Source organism: Streptomyces sp. NPDC000410 (assembly GCF_040300305.1).
GTDB lineage: Bacteria > Actinomycetota > Actinomycetes > Streptomycetales > Streptomycetaceae > Streptomyces.
The window spans coordinates 273,572-292,578 of sequence record NZ_JBEPDM010000001.1 but is presented as its reverse complement, the minus strand read 5'-3'; the positions used below and the strand labels follow the sequence as shown (position 1 = coordinate 292,578).

The window sequence follows — 19,007 nt, the reverse complement described above, 5'->3', positions numbered from 1 at the left end:
CACGCGCTCATACCTTCTGCTCTGTGTGCGACGGCGCCGACGTGGCCGTGTCATCGGTCGTGTCGGGGATGTCCACCTCGGTCTCGACCTGCTGGAGCAGGGTGTCCGTGGCCGTGTCGTAGACGGTGAAGCGGATCCGGTGCACGCCTGCCGTGTGCGGGGTGAAGCCGAACTCGGCCCCGTCCTGGGCCCGTTCGGACGGCTTGAGGGCCACCGAGGCGGGTTCGACACCGGCCCGGGTGAGCGGTGTCGCGACGACCGTGAGCCACGGCGCCTCCAGCCGGTCCCGCCAGGGGTGGCCTGAGTCGGCCTCGACGCGGACGAGGAGGGTCGCGGCGGCCGTGGGGGCGGTGGCGGGGGCCTCGTCGAGGAGGGTGATGCGGACGCGGCAGCGGGGGCCGGCGGGCGGATCGTCGAACAGGCCGGTGGCGGTCAGCTCCCGGGCCAGGAGGGGGATGGCCGGTGGGGGCCCCAATGGGAGGAGGGGGCTTTCCGGTCGTCCCGCCCATTGCTGCCATACGCGCAGACTGCGCGCGCTCTCCGCGGACAGCAGCGCCGCCTGGTCGATCGTCGCCAGTGAACGCAGCGCCAGATCGCGGCTGTTGCCCAGTACGGCGAACCAGAGCCTTGTCCATGCCAGTCCGTGGTCGTCCCTGGCCGCCCGGAAGAGCCCGAGCGCATCCGTCAGCAGCTCGTGGGCGTCGGGACGGGCGGTTGTCCGGACGTACTCCAGCAGGGACCAGGCCTGCCCGCGCGGGGAACCCGCTCGCTCCAGGGCCGTCCGGGCCTGCTGGAAGAGAACGGTGGGATCACACCGGAAGGACTGGTCCCCCCTGACCCAGGCGCACACCCCCATGTAGTGCAGCGTCCAGCCGATGCCGAACTGGTCGCCGAGCTCCATGAACCCGGCCAGGGCCCGCAGCAGGTCGGCGAGGGCCAGGTCGTTCCTGCCTCCCTGGGCGGCGGCGATGCCCAGGTAGTGCAGGGTCCAGGCGGCTCCCCGCAGGTCCTCGGTGGCCTCGTGCTCCCGGAGGGCCTCCGACAGGATTTTCTGGACGAGGGGGACGCCCCTCCCGGACAGCAGGGCCGCCCGCCCGGATTCGATACGGGACCAGGCGAAGCCGCGGCGGTTACCGGAGGTGCGGAAGTCGTAACCCATCTCGTCGACGAGAGGCGCGAGGGAGCCCGCGCGGCCGTCGCGGAGCCCGGTCCGCGCGAGTTCCAGATCGATCCAGGCCGCCACCCGGACGTCGTCCGGGTGGCGGCCCCGGGCGACCTCCTCCCGAACGTCGTCCTGGAGGAGGTCGCCCGCTCGGGTGAGCGTCCGCACGGCCTCGGTGTGCAAGCCCAGCTCGCCCTGCAGGGAGCCGATCGCGCAGAGCGTCTCCGGTCCCGGCTCGTCGATCAGCTGAAGGACCGAGAGCGCGCCGGGCAGGTCGCCCTTGTCGCGGAGCACCAGGGCCAGTTCGCGGGTCGCCGGACGGTCCTGGCCGGGCGCGGCCGTCGCGAGTTCACGCAGCATTTCCTCCGCGATGCCGGTATGGCCCACCTGGCGCTGGGCCATGGCGACGGCGACGGTCAGTTCCTCGTCGGGGGATTCATCGGGGCGCCTGCTGTGCAGGTACAGGGCGAGCACATAGTGGTACTCGCAGCGTCGCAGCCAGTGCGTGGCGAGCGCCGAGAAGAGCGGGCCGGTGGCCGCGGCGTCGCCACCGGCCATGCGGCACGCCAGATCGAGCCAGGTGTCCGCGACCTCGTGGGGGACCGAGGGGCGGGAGGCCGCCTCGCCGACGTGCCGGGCGAGCTGCCATCTCGCCCTGGCCCCGTTCATCCGGTGTGTTCCCGAGGGCACCTCGCCCAGGTGCAGCCTCCCCAGCAGGGACGGTACGTGGTGCAGAAGGGCCCCGCGCGGCCGGAGGAACATCTGGTGCGCCAACTCGTGGAAGGCGGCCACGATGCGCCGCTTGCTCAGGCCGGTTTCGTCCAGCGCCCGTACGTCGCTGACCGTGAGCCCCGGCGCCTCCAGCACGAGCAGGACGTCCAGCAGACGACGCGCATCGGGTGACAGCCGCGCGCAGGCCTCGTCGTACAGCCCCTTCGGCGTGTCCGCGGGAGAATGCGGGCTGTCGTCCCGGAGCAGCCCGGCGAGCAGATGGAGCAGTACGGGATTGCCCTGTGCGGCGGGCAGCCACGCGTGCGGCGAGGCACCTGTCTCCCGGCCGGTGATGCTCCCGACGAGTCGGGCGGCGTCCGAGGTGCCGAGCGGGAGCACCTGGTGCCTGTGGATGCCGGGTCCAAGGTCGGGGTCGTCGTCGTGCGACCACTGCGACGTCGCGACGACGACGGCCCGGGTGCCGCGGAAGAGCTGCGTGAGCAGCCCCGGTTCCGAGACGTCGTCGAGCAGCACGATGTACCGGCGCTCGGTGAAGTGGCGGCGGCACAGGTTCCCCAGCGTCCGCCGGAGCTCGCCGCGGCTCGTGTACACGGCCTTGAGCAGCGTACGGTTCGGGACCCCGGCCTGCCGGAGCAGGAGCAGCAGGAACGTTGCGAAAGGCAGTCCGGCTGCCCGGACCTCCACGACCGGGGTGTCCTCCGTCTTGGCGAGGTTCTCGGCCAGCGCGTGGGCGAGCGTGGTCTTGCCGATCCCGGGCCGCCCGTGCAGCAGCAGCGCGGGGGACTCTCCGGCCGCGAGGCGGTCCCGCACGTGGACGAGCAGTTCGCTCAGCTCCCTCGAACGGCCGGTGAAGTACGACGGAACCGAGGAGCTCCAGGGCGTCGGAGCAACGGCCACGGGGAGGAGAGGCCCTGGTTCCTCGCCGCTCACCCCTCTGATGCCGTACTCGCGCAGCCGCGCCTGGAACTCCTCCGCCCGCTCGTCGGCGTCGGGCTCCGGGAGCGTTCCGCGCTCGACGGCGTCGCGGACCGCCTCCCCGGCCACCGCAGCCAGCCACTTCCGGCGCGCGAACCAGCCCCGGCCCGCGGTCACGTATGCACTGAACGCCCTGGTGGCCAGGGAGAAGATGTCCAGCCTGTCGTACGAGGCGGCCTGCCCCGCCGCGTCCGCGACGGACAGCCCGGCCGCCCGCAGCGCCCGCGCCATCGCGCGGCGCGCCGCGTGCTCCTCCTCCGGCCGGAGCCCGTGCGCGCCGGACTCGTACGATCCGTGACCCATCCCTGCCCCCTGGTGCCCCTGTCGCCCTACCGCCCGCTGCCACGGCCTTCGGCGGCCTCCACCGGTACCCCCATCACTTCCCGCGCGTGCCGGTTCGGCACCATCCCCAGCTGCCATGCCTGCCAGCCGTCCTCCAGCCGTACGCCCCGCTCCAGGACCAGCCGGAACGCCTCGGCGCAGTCCTCCAGCTTGCCGTCGCGGGCCGGGTGGGACTCCTGGCGCAGGCGGGCCAGTTCCTCCTGGGCGACGACCGTGCCGACCTCGACGCCGCCCGCGGAGGCGTAGGGGAGCAGGGTGCAGTGCAGGAAGCGGGCCCAGTCGGCGCCGCGCCGGTCGCCGTAGGAGGCGAAGAGGGCGGCGGCCTCGTCGCACAGGGCCAGGGCCTGGGCGGGGCGGTTGTTGCCGGCGTCGATGACGGCGAGTTCCAGACACGTCCAGGCCTCGCCATGGGCGACGCCGATGCGGTGGAAGTCGGCGCGGGCGTCGACCAGGAGCTGGCGGGCGAAGCCGGAGTTGCGGAGGTTGCCGGTGCGTTCGGCGCGCTGGTCGCGGGTGGCGCGGCCGGAGTGGTGGCGGGCGCAGGCGAGCCCGTACACATCGCGCATCCGGGAGAACATGGTGCGCGCCCGCTCCAGTTCCCGCACCGCCTCGTCGCGCTCGCCGCACTCCTCCAGCGCCTGGCCCAGGTAGTAGAGCGTCCACGCCTCGCCGCGCGCGTCCTCGTTGTCGCGGTGCCGGGCGAGGGCCTCGCGGAGCCGGTCCGCGGCCGGGGACGGGTCGCCGTCGACCAGCCGGGCGCGGGCCAGCTGGGTCAGCGCCCAGGCCTCGCCCCGGTCGTCGTGCGTGCGGGCGTACAGGTCGAGGGCCTCGCCCAGCTCCGACTCGGCGCGCGGCACGTCGCCCATGCGCAGGCACACCTGCCCCAGCTGGAAGTGGGTCCAGGCCTCGCCGTGCAGGGACTCGCCGCCCCGGTGCAGGGTCAGCGCGGTGGACAGGAGCGTCAGCGCCTCGGCGAGGTTCGCCCGGTCCCGTTCGACGGCCGCCAGCGCGTGCAGGGTCCAGGCGCGGTCGGCGGCCAGCGCGTCGGACGACTGGAGTTCGATCGCCTCACGCAGCTTCGCCGAGGCCTCGGCGAGGTTGCCCTGGTGGTGCAGGGTGATGCCGAGCGAGCACAGGGCGCGGGCGGCGCCCGCGTCGTGCTGCGCCTCGCGGTACAGGTCCACCACCGACGTCAGGGTCGTACGGGCCTTGTCGAGCTCGCCGAGCTGGCGCGCGGCGATGCCCGTACGCCACTGGACCGAGCGGACCAGCAGCCCTTGGTCGACGGCCTGAGTCAGCTCGTTGATCTCGCCGAGGCGGTAGAGGTCGCCGCGCAGCAGGCAGTAGTCGCACAGGGCGCCCAGCAGGTTCAGCACGGCCCGCTGGTTCACGCCCTCGGCGTGACGCAGGGCCGACGTGATGAAGCTCGACTCGTCGTCCAGCCAGCGCAGGGCCGCGTCGAGCGAGGCGAAGCCGTGGCCCCCGGCCGTGCTCCTCACGAACGTGTCGGCCCGTGTCGACGTCTTTCCGTCGACCAGCCGGATCACCGCGTCCGCGAGCTCCGCGTACGCGATGATCAGCCGCTCCTGTGCGGCCGTGCGCTCCTGCGGCTCCTCCTCGTCGAGGAGGCGCGCGTGGGCGAAGTCCCGTACGACATCGTGCAGCCGGTAACGCGCGCCTCCTCCGCCGCCCTGCGGTGCGGCGGGGCCCCCACGCACATGGTCGAGCAGCCCGGCCTGCGCGAGCTGCGACAGCAGCCGCTGCCCCTCCGCCTCGTCGGTCTCCAGCAGCGCCGCCGCCGCGGCCGCGCCGAGCGAGGCCCGCCCGGCCAGCGCCAGTCGGCGCAGCAGCCGACGGGCCTGCTCGGGCTGGTCGGTGTAGCGCAGCCACAGCGCCCGCTCGACCGGTTCCACGGGCCCGTATGCCCCCAGCTCCTCGGCCAGCCCCTGCGCGGTGCGCGCCCCGAGCGAGGAGCCCGCGATCCGCAGCGCCAGCGGCAGCCCGCCGCACAACTCCCGTACCGCGTCCGTCGACTGCGAGTCGTACGGCCCCTCCTGCGGCTCCTGCGCGGCCGACTTCAGCAGCTCCTCCGCGCCCGCCGCGTCCAGCGCGTCCACCGGCAGCTGGTGCACCCAGGCGGGGATGTCGGCGTCCAGTTCCAGCCGCCCGCGCGCCGTCACCAGCACGAGCGACTCCGAGCGCTCGGGGACGAGGGTGCGCACCTGGGCGGCGTCGTTCGCGTCGTCCAGGACGACGCTGACCGGCAGCCCCGTCAGATGCTGGTGGTACAGCTCGGCCAGCCGGCGCACCTGCTGTTCCGCCGACGACCGTTCGCGAAAGAGCAGTTGCTCGCGCGGCGCGCCCAGCCGGTTCAGCAGATGCAGCAGCGCGTCCCGCGTCGACAGCGGCTGCTCGCCCGCCGAACCGCCGCGCAGATCCACCACGCACGCGCCCCGGAACTGGTCCTTCAGCTCGTGCGCGGCCCGCACCGCGAGCGTCGTGCGGCCCGAACCAGGCGCCCCGTACAGCACCACCACCGTCGGCTTCGTCTCCGTCGACGCGCGTGCCTCCTGCACCCACTTCACGATCTGCGTCAAAGCCTCCCGGCGGCCCGCGAACACCCCCGCGGGCTGCGGCATGTGCCCGAACGACTGATCGAGCACGCTGCGCTTGCGCGCAGCCTGGCTGCGGTCCGTGCCGCGCAGCTGGGGCCCGGTCGCGGCCTTCTTCGCGGGACGCGCGGTGGTCGCCGTCAGCATCCGCTGCTGGTCGAGGAAGGGCCGGATGCCCCGTACCTCCAGCGCGGTCAGCCACTGCAACCGTAGCTGTTCGGGTCCGCCCGGCTGGCCCAGCGCCCCGGCCCTGCGGTGCGCGGCGGGCCAGTGCGAGGCGGTCACCTTGAGCACGGTCGTGGCCGCCCCTGCCACCGCGACGACGGCGCCCGCCCCGAGCGCGGTGCCCGTCTGCGTACCCAGCGCGAGGTCCGCGCCGATCGCGGCGGCCGCCGCGACGGCCGTGACCAGCACGGGAGCCGACACGTTCTGCCGGTTGAAGCGCTGCCCGAGCGACAGCTGCCCGGCCTCGGCCTCCTCCACCGCCCGCAGATACGCCGCGTACTCCTCGCCCGCCGTCGCCGTCATCGCCTCCAGCGCGTCGCGGCCCCGGGCGAGCAGCGCCGAGGCGTCGACGCGTCCGCCGGAGCGGCGCACCTCCTCCTCGACGGCACGTTCCAACAGCCGTTCGACTTCCGCTCGATGGCTGTCCCGCATGTGGGTCCCCCTTTGACAGCTACGGTTGCGTTCCGGCGTCAAGTGTTCCGTCTGATGCGCGACGACGCGAGGGAGTCGGAGGATCAAGAGGGATCAAGGAGGCTCAAGAGGTGGACGGACTCGGCGAGTTCTGTGCGGAGTTGCTGAGGAAGCACGGCTGCCCGTCGGTCTCCGTGGCGGTGGCCGAGCGGGGCGAGGTGGTCCTCGCCGAGGCGTACGGGTCGGCCGACACGGCCACCGGGCGCCCGGCCACCCCGGGCACCGCCTACGCGCTGGCGTCCGTCACCAAGCCGATCACCGCGACCGCCGTCTGCGTCGCCGCGGACGAGGGCCTGCTGGACCTGGACGCGCCCGTGCGGCTCGACGCCTGGCTGTCACCGCCCACAGCGCGACAGCTGCTCCAGCACCGGGGCGGTCTCGGGCCGCACTACGACTGGGACTACGGCGACGGCGAACGGGTCGTCGACGCGGACCGATACACACTGCCGTACCGGCGGCCGGGCACGGGCTTCGAGTACGCCAACCTCGGCTACCGGATCCTCGGCCGCCTGCTGGAGCGGGCCACCGGACAGGATCTGGACGCGTACGTCCGGGACCGGGTGTTCACGCCGCTCGGCCTCACCACCTGCCACATCGGCCGCGGTTACCCGGGCCCGGCACCGTCGGCGGTCCGGTACACCGTCGACGGCCGCCCCTACCCGGACTACGGCACGAGCCACCCCGGCGCCACGCTCGGCTGGGCCACCGCACCGGAGCTGGCGCTGTTCGCGCAGTCGTACGACCGGCTTCTGGAGCCGGCCACGTCGGCGGACGTGCGGGACGCCCTCCCGGTCAACGAGCACCTGGGATATGGCCTCGGCTGGTGCGTATCGCGCCGCGGCGACGGCCTTCGTGGCGACGGCCTTCTGGTGCAGAGCCACGGCGGCGGCGCGGGCGGGGTCGCGGCGATGGTCGTCCACGTGCCGGAGCGCCGCCTCTCGGTCGCGGTCCTGACCAACTCCACCGGCAAGGCGGTCCGCGACGAGGTCCTCACGTACGTGCTGACCCGGCTGCTCCCGGGCTATACGAACACCCTGGTCGACCCGGCGATCCCCGACCCCGAACGCCCCTCGGCCCTGCCGCCGGGCACCTGGGCGGGCCGGATCGCCACCCCCGAGGGCGACGTCCCGGTCGAGCTGCGGCTGACGGCCTCCGAAGCCGAACTCCGCCTGGCCGGGGCGCGCGCCACCGCCCCGTCCGCCGCCACGCAGGCCTGGGACCTGCGAGCCTCCTTCCCGGCACAGCTGCCGACGGAGGACGCCCGGGTCGCCGGTCCGCTGCTGCTGCTGTGTCTGCGGCGCGAGGACGGGGGACGCCTGGCCGGGGTGGCCCACGCGTACAAGAACGGGGACGGCGAGGGCCGGCTCGGGAACTTCCTGAGCCACCCCTGCGAACTGGAGCCGCGCTGACACCGGACAGCGGGCTGCCGTCCGCCGCTACGCGTCCGGCAGGGTCCGGCCCAGTTTGCGCAGCAGCTCGGTCAGGGCGCTCCGCTCCTCGGCCGTCAGCCCGGCGAGCAGGCGCGTCTCGTTGTGGAAGTGCTCTTCGACCGCCGCCTCGATGAGCTCCCGGCCCCGGTCGGTGAGCCGGATCAGCCGGCCCCGCGCGTCGTCCTCGGCCGCTCGGCGGCTGACCAGCCCGGCGCGTTCCAGCCGGTCGACCCGCTTGGTCACCGCACCCGAGGTGACCATCGCCGATCCGCGCAGCTCACCGGCGGTCAGCTCGAAGGGAGCGCCGGAGCGGCGCAGCGTCGCGAGCATGTCGAACTCGCCCCTGCTCAGGCCGTAGCGCTCGAAGACCTGGGACAGCAGGTCGTCCAGCGCCCAGTGCAGACGGGTGATGCGGCCGATCACGTGCACCGGGCCGGGGTCGAGGTCGGGCCGCTCCCGGAGCCATTGACCGACGATGAGATCGACCGGGTCGGCGTCGGGGGGCGGGGCGGAGGGTTCGGCGTCCTGAGGCATGGCTTGACTGTACCTTCCGTGGAAAGTAATTTAGTTTCCATGGAAAGTATCTTGTGGTGCCCGGCGCCGACGGCGTTCGGTGACCGGAAATTCGGTACGGAAGGCGGCGCGGCATGAAGGGCGGTCAGCAGTTAGCCACCTCGGGTCTGACGGCGCTGGCCCCGGCGATATGGGGAAGCGTGTATCTCGTGACGGCCGAGTGGCTGCCGCCGGACCGCCCGCTGCTGGCCACCACCGTGCGGACGCTTCCCGCGGGCCTGATCCTGCTGGCCTTCGCCCGTACGCTGCCGACCGGGATATGGCTGTGGCGCTCCCTGGTGGTCGGAACGCTCAACATCGGCGCGTTCAATTTCCTGATGTTCGTCGCCGCCTATCGCCTCCCGGGTGGCATAGCGGCGATGATCATGGCGGTGCAGCCGATGATCGTGCTGGTCCTGGCGGCGCTGCTCATCGGGGACAGCATTCGGTATACGCACGTGCTGGCCTGCGTCCTCGGGGCGGGCGGTGTCGTGTTGCTCGTGTTCAAGGGGACAGCGGCACTGGATTACGCCGGTGTGGCGGCGGCGCTCGGCGCGGCGGCCTGCCTGGCGTTCGGCATCACCCTCACCAAACTGTGGGGACGCCCGGACGGGGTGGGGCTGCTTCCCTTCACCGGCTGGCAGCTCGTCGCTGGCGGACTCGTGTCGTTGCCGTTCACGCTGGCGATCGAAGGTCTGCCGGCCACCCTCACCGGAACGAACCTCATCGGGTTCGCCTATCTCATCTCCCTGGGCGCCGTCATCAGTTACGTGATCTGGTTCCGCGGGATAGAGAGGCTGCCCGCGCTGGCGGTCTCCTTCCTCGCCCTGTGCAGTCCGGTCGTCGCGACCGTCCTCGGCTATCTGTTCCGGCAGGAGACGCTGTCGATTCCCCAGCTCGTCGGAATCCTCGTGATCCTCGGTGCCGTGCTGCTCGCACAGCCCCGACCGGCGAGGCCGCCCGGAGCGCCCAGGTGGCGCATGGGCAGGGCCCACCCGCGTGCGCAAGGATGGGGGCATGCCGAATCGCCTGGCCCACGAGACGTCCCCGTACCTCCTCCAGCACGCCGATAACCCGGTCGAGTGGTGGCCGTGGTCCCCCGATGCCTTCGAAGAGGCGCGTAAGCGCGGGGTGCCCGTGCTGCTCAGTGTCGGGTACAGCAGCTGCCACTGGTGCCATGTGATGGCGCACGAGTCGTTCGAGGACGACGACACCGCCTCCTACATGAACGAGAGCTTCGTCAACATCAAGGTCGACCGCGAAGAGCGCCCCGATGTCGACGCCGTCTACATGGAGGCCGTCCAGGCCGCCACCGGTCAGGGCGGCTGGCCGATGACGGTCTTCCTCACGCCGGACGCGGAGCCCTTCTACTTCGGTACGTACTTCCCTCCGGCGCCCCGCCACGGCATGCCGTCCTTCCGCGAGGTGCTGGAGGGGGTCGCGTCGGCATGGACCGGCCGGAGGGACGAGGTCGCGGAGGTGGCCGGGCGGATCACGCGGGACCTGACCGGGCGCTCGCTCGCGTTCCGGGGGGAGGGGCCGCCCGCCGAGGCCGAGCTGGCGCAGGCGCTGCTCGGGCTGACCAGGGAGTACGACCCCGGGCACGGCGGGTTCGGCGGTGCGCCGAAGTTCCCGCCGTCGATGGTCGTCGAGTTCCTGCTGCGGCACTACGCGCGGACGGGCTCCGAAGGGGCGCTGCAGATGGCCGCCGACACGTGCGAGTCGATGGCCAGGGGCGGGATCTACGACCAGCTCGGGGGCGGGTTCGCGCGGTACGCGGTCGACCGTGAGTGGGTCGTGCCGCATTTCGAGAAGATGCTGTACGACAACGCGCTGCTGTGCCGCGTGTACGCGCATCTGTGGCGGGTGACCGGCAGCGATCTCGCCCGGCGCGTCGCCCTGGAGACCGCCGACTTCATGGTGCGCGAGCTGCGTACGCCCGAGGGCGGCTTCGCCTCGGCGCTCGACGCGGACAGCGACGACGGCACGGGCCACCACCACGAGGGCGCGTTCTATGTGTGGACGCCCGCGCAGCTCGTCGAGGTCCTCGGGGCGGAGGACGCCGAATTCGCCGCCGGGTACTTCGGGGTGACGTACGAGGGGACCTTCGAGAAGGGCGCCTCCGTCCTTCAGCTGCCCATGGACGCGGCACCCGTGGACGCCGCCCGTGTCGAGAGCGTCAAGGCCCGGCTGCTCGCCGCGCGTGAACAGCGCCCCCGGCCGGGGCGCGACGACAAGATCGTCGCCGCCTGGAACGGGCTCGCGATCGCCGCGCTCGCCGAGGTCGGCGGGTACTTCGACCGGCCCGATCTCGTCGAGCGGGCCACCGAGGCCGCCGATCTGCTCGTACGACTGCACATGGACGAGGGCGCCCGGCTGGCGCGTACGTCGAAGGACGGGCACAGGGGTGCGAACAGCGGCGTGCTGGAGGACTACGCCGATGTCGCCGAGGGATTCCTCGCCCTCGCCGCCGTCAACGGCGAAGGTGTGTGGCTGGAGTTCGCCGGCTTCCTGCTGGACATCGTGCTGGACCAGTTCACCGGCCCCGAGGGGCAGCTGTACGACACCGCCCACGACGCCGAGGCGCTGATCCGGCGACCGCAGGACCCGACCGACAACGCCGCCCCCTCCGGCTGGACGGCCGCGGCGGGAGCCCTGCTGTCGTACGCCGCGCACACGGGATCGGCGGCTCATCGCACGGCCGCCGAGGGTGCGTTGGGCGTGGTGAAGGCGCTCGGGCCGCGTGCGCCCCGGTTCATCGGATGGGGGCTCGCCGTCGCGGAGGCGGCGCTCGACGGGCCGCGTGAGGTCGCGATCGTGGGCGACCGGGACGACCCGGGCACCAAGGCGCTGCACCGGGCGGCGCTGCTGGGGGCGGCGCCGGGCGCCGTCCTCGCCGTGGGACGGCCGGGCAGCGACGAGTTCCCGCTGCTCGCGGACCGGCCGCTGGTCCAGGGGCGGCCCGCCGCGTATGTCTGCCGGCGGTTCGTCTGTGCCGCGCCCGTCACCGAAGTGGACGCGCTGGGGCGGGAGTTGACGCCTGGTGCGTGAGAGGTTCCGGAGAAATCCGGTGACCTGACCGAAACGCGCCATTCATCGAAACAATCACGCGGCCGTCACGGATCCCCCCTATTCTCTACACCGCTGACACAGCAGCTGCGCGTGGGGGGCATGCGCAGGGGGATTCAGGGGGAGCAGGGGGAGAAGTGCGTGGCGGGCCGGCCAGGAGCGGGCCCGCCGCGTCGGTCACCCCTGCCGAGGGGGGCCGATGCTCACGTCTTTGCTCATCGCTGCCATTTCCATGGCGCTCTTCTGGATGGCGGCGTTCACGCTCTGGTGGCAGATGCACGCCTGGCGCACGCCGGAAACGCTCGCCGCCACCCGCTTCGAGAGCCCGGCCGGCGCTCAGGGACTGTCGTTCTCCCTGCTGCTGCCCGCCCGCCACGAGCAGCTGGTGCTGGAGCACACCATCAGCCGGCTGCTGCACTCCAGCCACCGCGACTTCGAGATCATCGTCATCGTCGGGCACGACGACCCCGAGACCGCCGAGGTCGCCGCCCGTGCCGCGGCCCGCGACCCGGACCGGGTGCGGGTCGTCGTCGACACCCACGAGACGAAGAACAAGCCGAAGGCGCTCAACACCGCGCTCCCGTACTGCCGGGGCGACGTCGTCGGGGTCTTCGACGCCGAGGACCAGGTCCACCCCGAGCTGCTCGCCCACGTCGACCACGCCTTCCTGGACACCGGCGCGGACGTCGTCCAGGGAGGCGTCCAGCTGATCAACTTCCACTCCAGCTGGTACGCGCTGCGCAACTGCCTGGAGTACTTCTTCTGGTTCCGCTCGCGGCTCCACCTGCACGCCGCCAAGGGCTTCATCCCGCTCGGCGGCAACACCGTATTCGTCCGCACCGACGTGCTGCGCGAGGCCGGCGGCTGGGACCAGAACTGTCTCGCCGAGGACTGCGACCTCGGCGTACGCCTGTCCTCCGTCGGCAAGAAGGTCGTGGTCGCGTACGACGCCGACATGGTCACCCGCGAGGAGACGCCCGGCTCGCTCGTGAGCCTGCTCAAGCAGCGCACCCGCTGGAACCAGGGATTCCTCCAGGTCTACCGGAAGAAGGACTGGAAACAGCTGCCGACGCTCGGCCAGCGGATGCTCGCCCGCTACACGCTGATGACCCCGTTCATGCAGGCGTTCACCGGCGTCATCATCCCTGTCAACGTGGCGGCCGCGCTGTTCCTCGACGTACCGATCGGGATCGCCGTCCTCACCTTCCTGCCGCTGCTCACCGCCGTCGTGACCTTCGTCTTCGAAGTGGTCGGACTGCACGACTTCGGTACGCAGTACGGGCTGCGGGTCCGCCTCGTCCACTACCTGAAGCTCATCATCGGCGGCCCGTTCTACCAGGTGCTCCTCGCCGGCGCGGCCGTCCGCGCGGTCTGGCGCGAGCAGCGCGGCCGCAGCGACTGGGAGCTCACCAGCCATGTCGGCGCCCACCTCGGCCGGGAGGAAGCCCACTCATGACGACCACCCTGACTCCGGCGCCGCCGGCCCGGCCGTCCGTGGCCCCCGACCCTCCCGCCCCGGCGGCCGCCGTCCCGTTCCGCTTCCGTGCCTCCCGGCCCGACCAGCTCCTGTGCCTCGTCCTCCTGCTCGCGATCGCCGTCGTGCAGGGCGTCAACACCGGCGGGTTCCCGTCCTTCAGCGACGACGAGGGGACCTATCTCGCCCAGGCCTGGGCGGTCCAGCGGGGCGAGGGCCTCGCCCACTACACGTACTGGTACGACCATCCGCCGCTCGGCTGGATCCAGATCGCGCTGCTGACCTGGATCCCGGCGCTGCTCGTGCCCGACGCGATGACGGTCGGCGCGATGCGCGCCGCGATGCTGCTGGTCACGCTGCTCACGGCGGTTCTGCTGTACGTCCTCGCGCGCAGGCTCTCGCTGCCGCGCTGGACCGCCGCGCTCGCCGTCGCCCTGTTCGGGCTGTCCCCGCTGTCGGTGGAGCTGCACCGCGAGATCTTCCTCGACAACATCGCCGTCGTCTGGATCCTGGCGGCGTTCGTCCTGGCCGCCTCGCCCAGCCGCCATCTCTGGCACCACTTCGCGGCGGGCATCTGCGCGGCGGTCGGGGTGCTGTCGAAGGAGACGATGCTGCTGGTGCTGCCCGCGCTGCTGTTCACGATGTGGCGGCACAGCCACCGCGACACCCGGAAGTTCGCCGTCACCGGCGCTCTGACCTCGTGCGCGCTGATCGGGCTGATGTATCCGCTCTTCGCGCTCCTCAACGGTGAACTGGCGCCGGGCGCGGGCCATGTGTCGCTGTGGGACGGCGTCACCTACCAGCTCTCCCGCCCCGGCTCCGGCTCGATCTTCGTCGACGGCTCCGGCGCGAACAAGGTGCTGGACTCCTGGCTCTACTACGACCGCGTGCTGCCGCTCGCCGGACTCGCGGCCGCCCTGCTGCTGGCCGCAGCGCACCGCTGGTCGGTGACGGCACGGGCGCTCGCCGGACCCGCCTTCGTGGTCGTGCTGCTCGCCGCGGTCGCCGCGTTCCGCAGCTCCGGCTATCTGCCCGACATGTACATCATCCAGGCGCTGCCGTTCCTCGCCCTGTGCCTGGCCGCGCTCGCCGCGTCGGTCGCGGCGCTGCTGCACCGGAGGCTGCCGCGCCCGGCGGCGGGTTCGCTGTTCGGCGCGCTGCTGCTGGCCGGGGGCGCGTTCACCGTCCCGCAGTGGTACGAGGGCACGCGCACCGCGATGACGGCCGACCCGAACGCGCACTTCCGCGCCGCCGCCGACTGGCTGGACCCGGCGTCGGGCCATGTGAAGGACCCGGGACGGCTGCGGGTCCTCGTCGACGACTCCCTCTGGCTGGACCTCGTCCACGACGGATACCGGCCCGGGACCGGGGCGATCTGGTTCTACAAGGCCGACCTCGACCCGGCGGTCAGCGAGGTGCTGGACGACGGCTGGCGCGACGTGGACTACGTCGTCTCCACGCCCACCGTGCGGCGGGACGCCAAGGACCTGCCGACGGTCGCCGACGTACTGGAGCACTCGCGGCCGGTCGCCGTCTTCGGCGAGGGCGCGCAGCGGGTCGAGATCCGCCGCACGGCCGGGGGTGGCGCCCGGTGACCAGCCCCCTCGTCCGCCCCACCGGCGACCGGCTCGACGTCGCGGCCCCGGCCGCCGTGACCGTCGTCGTACCGACCTTCAACGAGTCCGCGAACGTACGGGAGCTGCTGAGCCGGATCGAGAAGTGCGCGCCGCCGGAGCTGCCGTACGACGTCCTCTTCGTCGACGACTCCACCGACGACACCCCGGACGTGGTCCGCCGGGCCGCGCCCGACTTCCCGTTCCCCGTCACCGTCATCCACCGCGACGAACCGGCCGGCGGGCTCGGCGGCGCCGTCGTCGAAGGGCTGCGCTCGGCCGGGTCGGACTGGGTCGTCGTCATGGACGGCGACCTCCAGCACCCGCCCGAGCTGATCCACGAACTCGTCGCCGAGGGCGAGCGCACCGACGCCGACCTCGTCGTCGCCAGCCGTTACGCGAAGGGCGGCAGCCGGGCGGGCCTCGCCGGGGCGTACCGGCTGCTGGTCTCCGGCGCGTCCACGCTCCTCGCCAAGGGGCTCTTCCCGCGCAGGCTGCGCGGCATCAGCGACCCGATGAGCGGCTTCTTCGCCGTCCGCCGCAAGGCCGTCGAGGCGGCGTCGCTCCAGCCCCTCGGCTACAAGATCCTGCTGGAGCTGGCGGTGCGCTGCCGGCCCGAGCAGGTGGAGTCGGTCGCCGAGGTGCCGTTCGTCTTCCAGGAGCGGTTCGCGGGCGAGTCCAAGTCGTCGCTGCGGGAGGGCTTCCGCTTCCTCCAGCATCTGTGCGGGCTGCGTACGGCGTCCCCGCTGTCGCGGATGCTCGCCTTCGGGCTGATCGGGCTGACCGGCTTCGTACCGAACCTGGCGGCGCTGTACGTGCTGACCGGCGCCGGGCTGCACTATCTGCCGGCCGAGGTGCTGGCCAACCAGTTCGGGGTGGTCTGGAACCTGCTGCTGACCGAACTGCTGCTGTTCCACCGGGCGCGCGCGCACCGCCACTGGGCCGACCGCTGCGCGCGCTTCGCGCTGCTCGCCAACGCCGACCTGCTGGTGCGCATCCCACTGATCGCGCTGCTGGTGGAGCGCCTCGGCATGGCGGCGCTGCCCGCGACGGCGCTGGCGCTGGTTGCCACGTTCGTGCTGCGGTTCCTGGCCACCCAGGCCCTGATCTACGTACCGAGACGAGGAAGGGACGCCTCATGAGACGACCACGGACCCTCGCCCTGGCCTGGGTGCTCGCCCTGGCGGCCGGCGGACTGACCCTGTCCGCCGCCGAGCGGGCCGAGGCCGGGGTGAACATGCTGGTCAACCCGGGCTTCGAGACCTTGAAGCCGGAGGGCACCGCCCGCTGCTGGGACATCTACGGCTGGGGCGACAACGACCACACCTCGCGGCTCACCGACCGCGCGCACAGCGGCGAGCGGGCGATGGAGGTGACGCTGACCCGGCGGGCGAGCGGCGACCACAAGGCGATGATGTACGAAACGCCCTCCTGCGCCCCGAACGTGACGCCTGGTCATCAGTACGACGTGTCCGTCTGGTACACGTCCACGAGCCCCGACATCGCCGTCACCCTCTTCCGCCACGACGTGCGCGACGGCTGGGTGTACTGGACGGATGTGATGACCCCGCCGATGAGCGCGACGTACCGGCGGGCCGAGGTCCGTACGCCGCCCGTCCCGCCCGGCACCGACCAGATCAGCTGGGGCATGTCCCTCTACGGCACGGGCACCCTCACCACCGACGACTACGCGATGGCGGACGCGACCGTCCCGGCGGCGGGCGAGGTGTGCACGGCGGGCAGGGCGTGCACGGAGGGCGCCTGGGAGGTGCTGCCGTTCCGCAACCCCGTCCGCGCGATGCACGCCGTGGTGCTGAAGACCGGCAAGGTGCTGCTGGTCGCGGGCTCCGGCAACGACCCGGAGCGGTTCGCCGCGGGGACGTTCGAGACCGCGGTGTACGACCCCGCGAACGGCTCGTTCAAGACGATCCGTACGCCCATCGACCTGTTCTGCGCGGGCCACGTCCAGCTGGCCGACGGCAAGGTGCTGATCATGGGCGGAAACAAGGGCTATCCGTCCGACGACGGGAAGATCGGCTACCAGGGCTACAAGGACTCGTACCTCTTCGACCCGGAGACCGAGACCTACACCCGCGCCAACGACATGAACGACGGCCACTGGTATCCGTCCGCGACGCTCCTCGGGAACGGCGACGTCCTGTCCTTCGGAGGGCTGCGCGAGGACTCCACCGGCTCGGTCACGGCGGAGAAGTGGTCGGCGGCGCAGAACAAGTGGCTGCCGATGAACCAGGTCAACCAGACCTGGTCGTACTGGGGCCTGTACCCGTCGATGATCCTGATGCAGGACGGCCGCCTCTTCTACTCCGGCAGCCACGTCTTCGGCAACGGAACGCCGGGCACGGGCGCGTCCGTCTACGACTACGACGCCAACACCATCACCGACGTACCGGGCCTCCAGAACAAGGACGAGCGCGACCAGTCCGCGAGCGTGCTGCTGCCGCCCGCCCAGGACCAGCGGGTGCTGACGATCGGCGGCGGAAACATCGAGACCAATCCGGACGCCAACCGCCTCACCGACATCATCGACCTCAAGCAGCCCAGCCCGGTCTACCGGCCGGGCCCGCCGCTGCCCCAGGGCACCCAGTCCCTGAACGGCGCACCCCCGACTCCGCAGACCGGCGGCCAGGGCAAGATGTACGTCTCGGCCGTGCTGCTGCCCGACGGCAAGGTCTTCGAGACCGGCGGCGCGCTGCACAACCGGGCCGACCCGGTCCACGAGGCGTCGATGTTCGACCCCACGACCGACACCTGGCAGCCGGGCATGGCCACCGACCCGGCCGACCGGGGCTACCACTCGGCGTCGTTCCTGCTGCCCGACGGCCGGGTGATGTCGGTCGGGGACAACCCGGGCGACGGCTCGTACACCGACAAGGTCTCCGTCTACACCCCGCCGTACCTCTTCAAGGGCCCCCGGCCGCAGATCACCTCGGTGATCGACAGCCAGTGGCAGTACGGCGACACGCAGCGCGTCACGGTCGACCGCCCGATCGTGCGGGCCGAACTGATCCGCCCGGCGGCCGTCACCCACTCCTCCGACCCCAACCAGCGGTTCGTCGATCTGCCGATGAGCGTGATCGACGACCGGACGATCGACCTGAACGTGACCAGCAACCCGAATCTGGCCCCGCCCGGCTGGTACATGCTCTTCGGCGTCGACGCGAACGGGGTGCCGAGCGTGGCCGAGTGGGTGCACCTCGGGGGTCCCGCGGCGCTGGACGCGCCGGCCGCTTCGGCCCATGTCCACGACTTCGCGGGCGACCTCGCCGCGCCCCCGAAGAAACCCGGGAAGCGGCGGGTCTCGGCGCCGGTGAGCCCGAGGATCGCGGGCTGCGACCGGCACTACGGCTCGGTGAACGTCTGCGTGCCGACGGTCTTCCCGGCGGAGGTGAAAGCGACGACGAAGGCCCGCTGCACATGGCTCGCGCAGCACGATTACGGCCGGCTGAAGGTCAACGGCAAGGACGATCCGCTGCGGCTCGACCCGGACCGCGACGGCTGGGCCTGCTCGGCGCGCTCTTCGGGCGCTACGGCGCGCTCTTCGGGCGTGGGCGCTCCAGGGAAAGCCCGCCCTTGAGCGTGTCCAGGGTGCGGTCGACGAGCGCGACCAGATCGTCCTTCCGGCCGCGCTCGGCCCAGTAGAGCATCGCCTCGCGCACGGCCCCCATGACCGCGGCGGTGAACACCCGTACCTCCAGGTCGTCGGGGTCCCGCCCGGCCCGCTCGGCGATGGGGCGGGCCAGCAGGAGCGAGGTCTCGGCCAGGGTCTCGGTCATCCGCGCGCGGACGGCCGGGACCTCGGCCATGAGCCTGGTGCGCCGTTCCATCTCCTCGGGCTCCCGCGCGAGCCTCTCGGCGACGGCCGCGGTCATGATCACCCGCAGCGACTCCAGCGGCGGCTCGTCGGCGGGCCGCGCCCGCAGGACCTGCTCCATGACCGGGTCGTACTCGTCGGTGAGGACGATGTCTTCCTTCGTGGGGAAGTACCGGAAGACGGTGGAGGGCGACACCTCGGCCGCCGCCGCGATCTGCTCGATGGTGGTGGCCTCGTAGCCCCGCTCGGCGATGAGCCGGTACGTGGCCCGCCGGATCGCGATCCGCGTCCTGAGCTTCTTGCGCTCGCGCAGCCCGAGCGGGGGCCGGGGGGAGGGGAGGGGCGATGCGGCGGCCATGCGGGTCATTGTGAGGCATGGCCCGAGCCCGGCACGAGGCCTGTACGGAGGGGTGTGCGGGGCCGCTGCGTGGGGCCGTTGCGCGGGGCTTCTCTCCCCGCCCCGCCCTTTCCCGCAGTGTCGATGTGCGGCTCCGCCGCGTGGGGGGGGCAAGCCCCCA

General features: G+C 72.4%; 11 protein-coding genes. 7 read left to right on the top strand and 4 right to left on the bottom strand.

Annotated elements, in window-relative coordinates; all coding sequences use genetic code 11:
* Positions 1–7: 7 nt before the first annotated feature.
* Together ABT342_RS01320 and ABT342_RS01315 are read right to left on the bottom strand one after the other, a co-directional pair.
* Positions 8–3,172: an AAA family ATPase gene (locus ABT342_RS01320; protein WP_351565207.1), complete on the bottom strand. Its 3,165-nt coding sequence runs from the start codon at positions 3,170–3,172 to the stop codon at positions 8–10.
* Positions 3,173–3,198: 26 nt separating this feature from the next.
* Positions 3,199–6,480, bottom strand: a complete 3,282-nt coding sequence (locus tag ABT342_RS01315; RefSeq protein WP_351565204.1) for a tetratricopeptide repeat protein — start codon at positions 6,478–6,480, stop codon at positions 3,199–3,201.
* 110 nt (positions 6,481–6,590) lie between these two features.
* On the opposite strand from ABT342_RS01315, the gene ABT342_RS01310 reads away from it, so the two are divergent.
* Entirely contained in the window at positions 6,591–7,928 is a 1,338-nt protein-coding gene (locus tag ABT342_RS01310; protein ID WP_351565201.1) for a serine hydrolase domain-containing protein, read from the top strand.
* 27 nt (positions 7,929–7,955) lie between these two features.
* Here the strand turns inward: ABT342_RS01310 and ABT342_RS01305 are convergent, their stop codons facing one another.
* Positions 7,956–8,483 carry a MarR family winged helix-turn-helix transcriptional regulator gene (locus ABT342_RS01305; protein WP_351565198.1) on the bottom strand — a complete coding sequence of 176 codons (528 nt, stop codon included), beginning with the start codon at positions 8,481–8,483 and terminating at the stop codon, positions 7,956–7,958.
* Positions 8,484–8,596: 113 nt separating this feature from the next.
* Between ABT342_RS01305 and ABT342_RS01300 the strand changes: the two genes are divergently transcribed.
* The 6 genes from ABT342_RS01300 (at position 8,597) to ABT342_RS01275 (ending at position 18,252) form a co-directional block, all read left to right on the top strand.
* Positions 8,597–9,574, top strand: a complete 978-nt coding sequence (locus ABT342_RS01300; protein ID WP_351565195.1) for an EamA family transporter — start codon at positions 8,597–8,599, stop codon at positions 9,572–9,574.
* On the top strand, positions 9,519–11,552 hold the full coding sequence (locus ABT342_RS01295; protein WP_351565192.1) for a thioredoxin domain-containing protein: 2,034 nt from the start codon (positions 9,519–9,521) through the stop codon (positions 11,550–11,552). Before ABT342_RS01300 ends, ABT342_RS01295 begins: the two co-directional genes overlap by 56 nt.
* Positions 11,553–11,769: 217 nt before the next feature.
* Positions 11,770–13,026: a glycosyltransferase gene (locus ABT342_RS01290; RefSeq protein WP_351565190.1), complete on the top strand. Its 1,257-nt coding sequence runs from the start codon at positions 11,770–11,772 to the stop codon at positions 13,024–13,026.
* Positions 13,023–14,639 (top strand): ArnT family glycosyltransferase, encoded by a 1,617-nt coding sequence (locus ABT342_RS01285; protein ID WP_351565187.1) that lies wholly within the window; start codon positions 13,023–13,025, stop codon positions 14,637–14,639. Before ABT342_RS01290 ends, ABT342_RS01285 begins: the two co-directional genes overlap by 4 nt.
* Complete coding sequence (locus tag ABT342_RS01280) at positions 14,636–15,799, top strand: glycosyltransferase (protein WP_351565184.1); 1,164 nt, start codon at positions 14,636–14,638, stop codon at positions 15,797–15,799. The genes ABT342_RS01285 and ABT342_RS01280 overlap by 4 nt, the downstream gene beginning before the upstream one ends.
* A complete protein-coding gene (locus ABT342_RS01275; protein WP_351565181.1) occupies positions 15,796–18,252 on the top strand; it encodes a galactose oxidase early set domain-containing protein in 2,457 nt (818 codons plus the stop codon). The genes ABT342_RS01280 and ABT342_RS01275 overlap by 4 nt, the downstream gene beginning before the upstream one ends.
* On the opposite strand, the gene ABT342_RS01270 is transcribed toward ABT342_RS01275, so the two are convergent.
* Entirely contained in the window at positions 18,203–18,847 is a 645-nt protein-coding gene (locus ABT342_RS01270; protein ID WP_502965436.1) for a TetR/AcrR family transcriptional regulator, read from the bottom strand. The two genes, ABT342_RS01275 and ABT342_RS01270, sit on opposite strands and share 50 nt — an antisense overlap.
* Between the last annotated feature and the right edge of the window lie 160 nt (positions 18,848–19,007).

Excerpts from the sequence above, each read along its gene's own strand:
- ABT342_RS01305 (WP_351565198.1), bottom strand. The coding sequence starts at position 8,483 with ATGCCTCAGGACGCCGAACCCTCCGCCCCGCCCCCCGACGCCGACCCG.
- ABT342_RS01270 (WP_502965436.1), bottom strand. The coding sequence starts at position 18,847 with ATGGCCGCCGCATCGCCCCTCCCCTCCCCCCGGCCCCCGCTCGGGCTG.
- ABT342_RS01285 (WP_351565187.1), top strand. The coding sequence starts at position 13,023 with ATGACGACCACCCTGACTCCGGCGCCGCCGGCCCGGCCGTCCGTGGCC.
- ABT342_RS01300 (WP_351565195.1), top strand. The coding sequence starts at position 8,597 with ATGAAGGGCGGTCAGCAGTTAGCCACCTCGGGTCTGACGGCGCTGGCC.
- ABT342_RS01320 (WP_351565207.1), bottom strand. The coding sequence starts at position 3,172 with ATGGGTCACGGATCGTACGAGTCCGGCGCGCACGGGCTCCGGCCGGAG.
- ABT342_RS01315 (WP_351565204.1), bottom strand. The coding sequence starts at position 6,480 with ATGCGGGACAGCCATCGAGCGGAAGTCGAACGGCTGTTGGAACGTGCC.
- ABT342_RS01295 (WP_351565192.1), top strand. The coding sequence starts at position 9,519 with ATGCCGAATCGCCTGGCCCACGAGACGTCCCCGTACCTCCTCCAGCAC.
- ABT342_RS01290 (WP_351565190.1), top strand. The coding sequence starts at position 11,770 with ATGCTCACGTCTTTGCTCATCGCTGCCATTTCCATGGCGCTCTTCTGG.
- ABT342_RS01275 (WP_351565181.1), top strand. The coding sequence starts at position 15,796 with ATGAGACGACCACGGACCCTCGCCCTGGCCTGGGTGCTCGCCCTGGCG.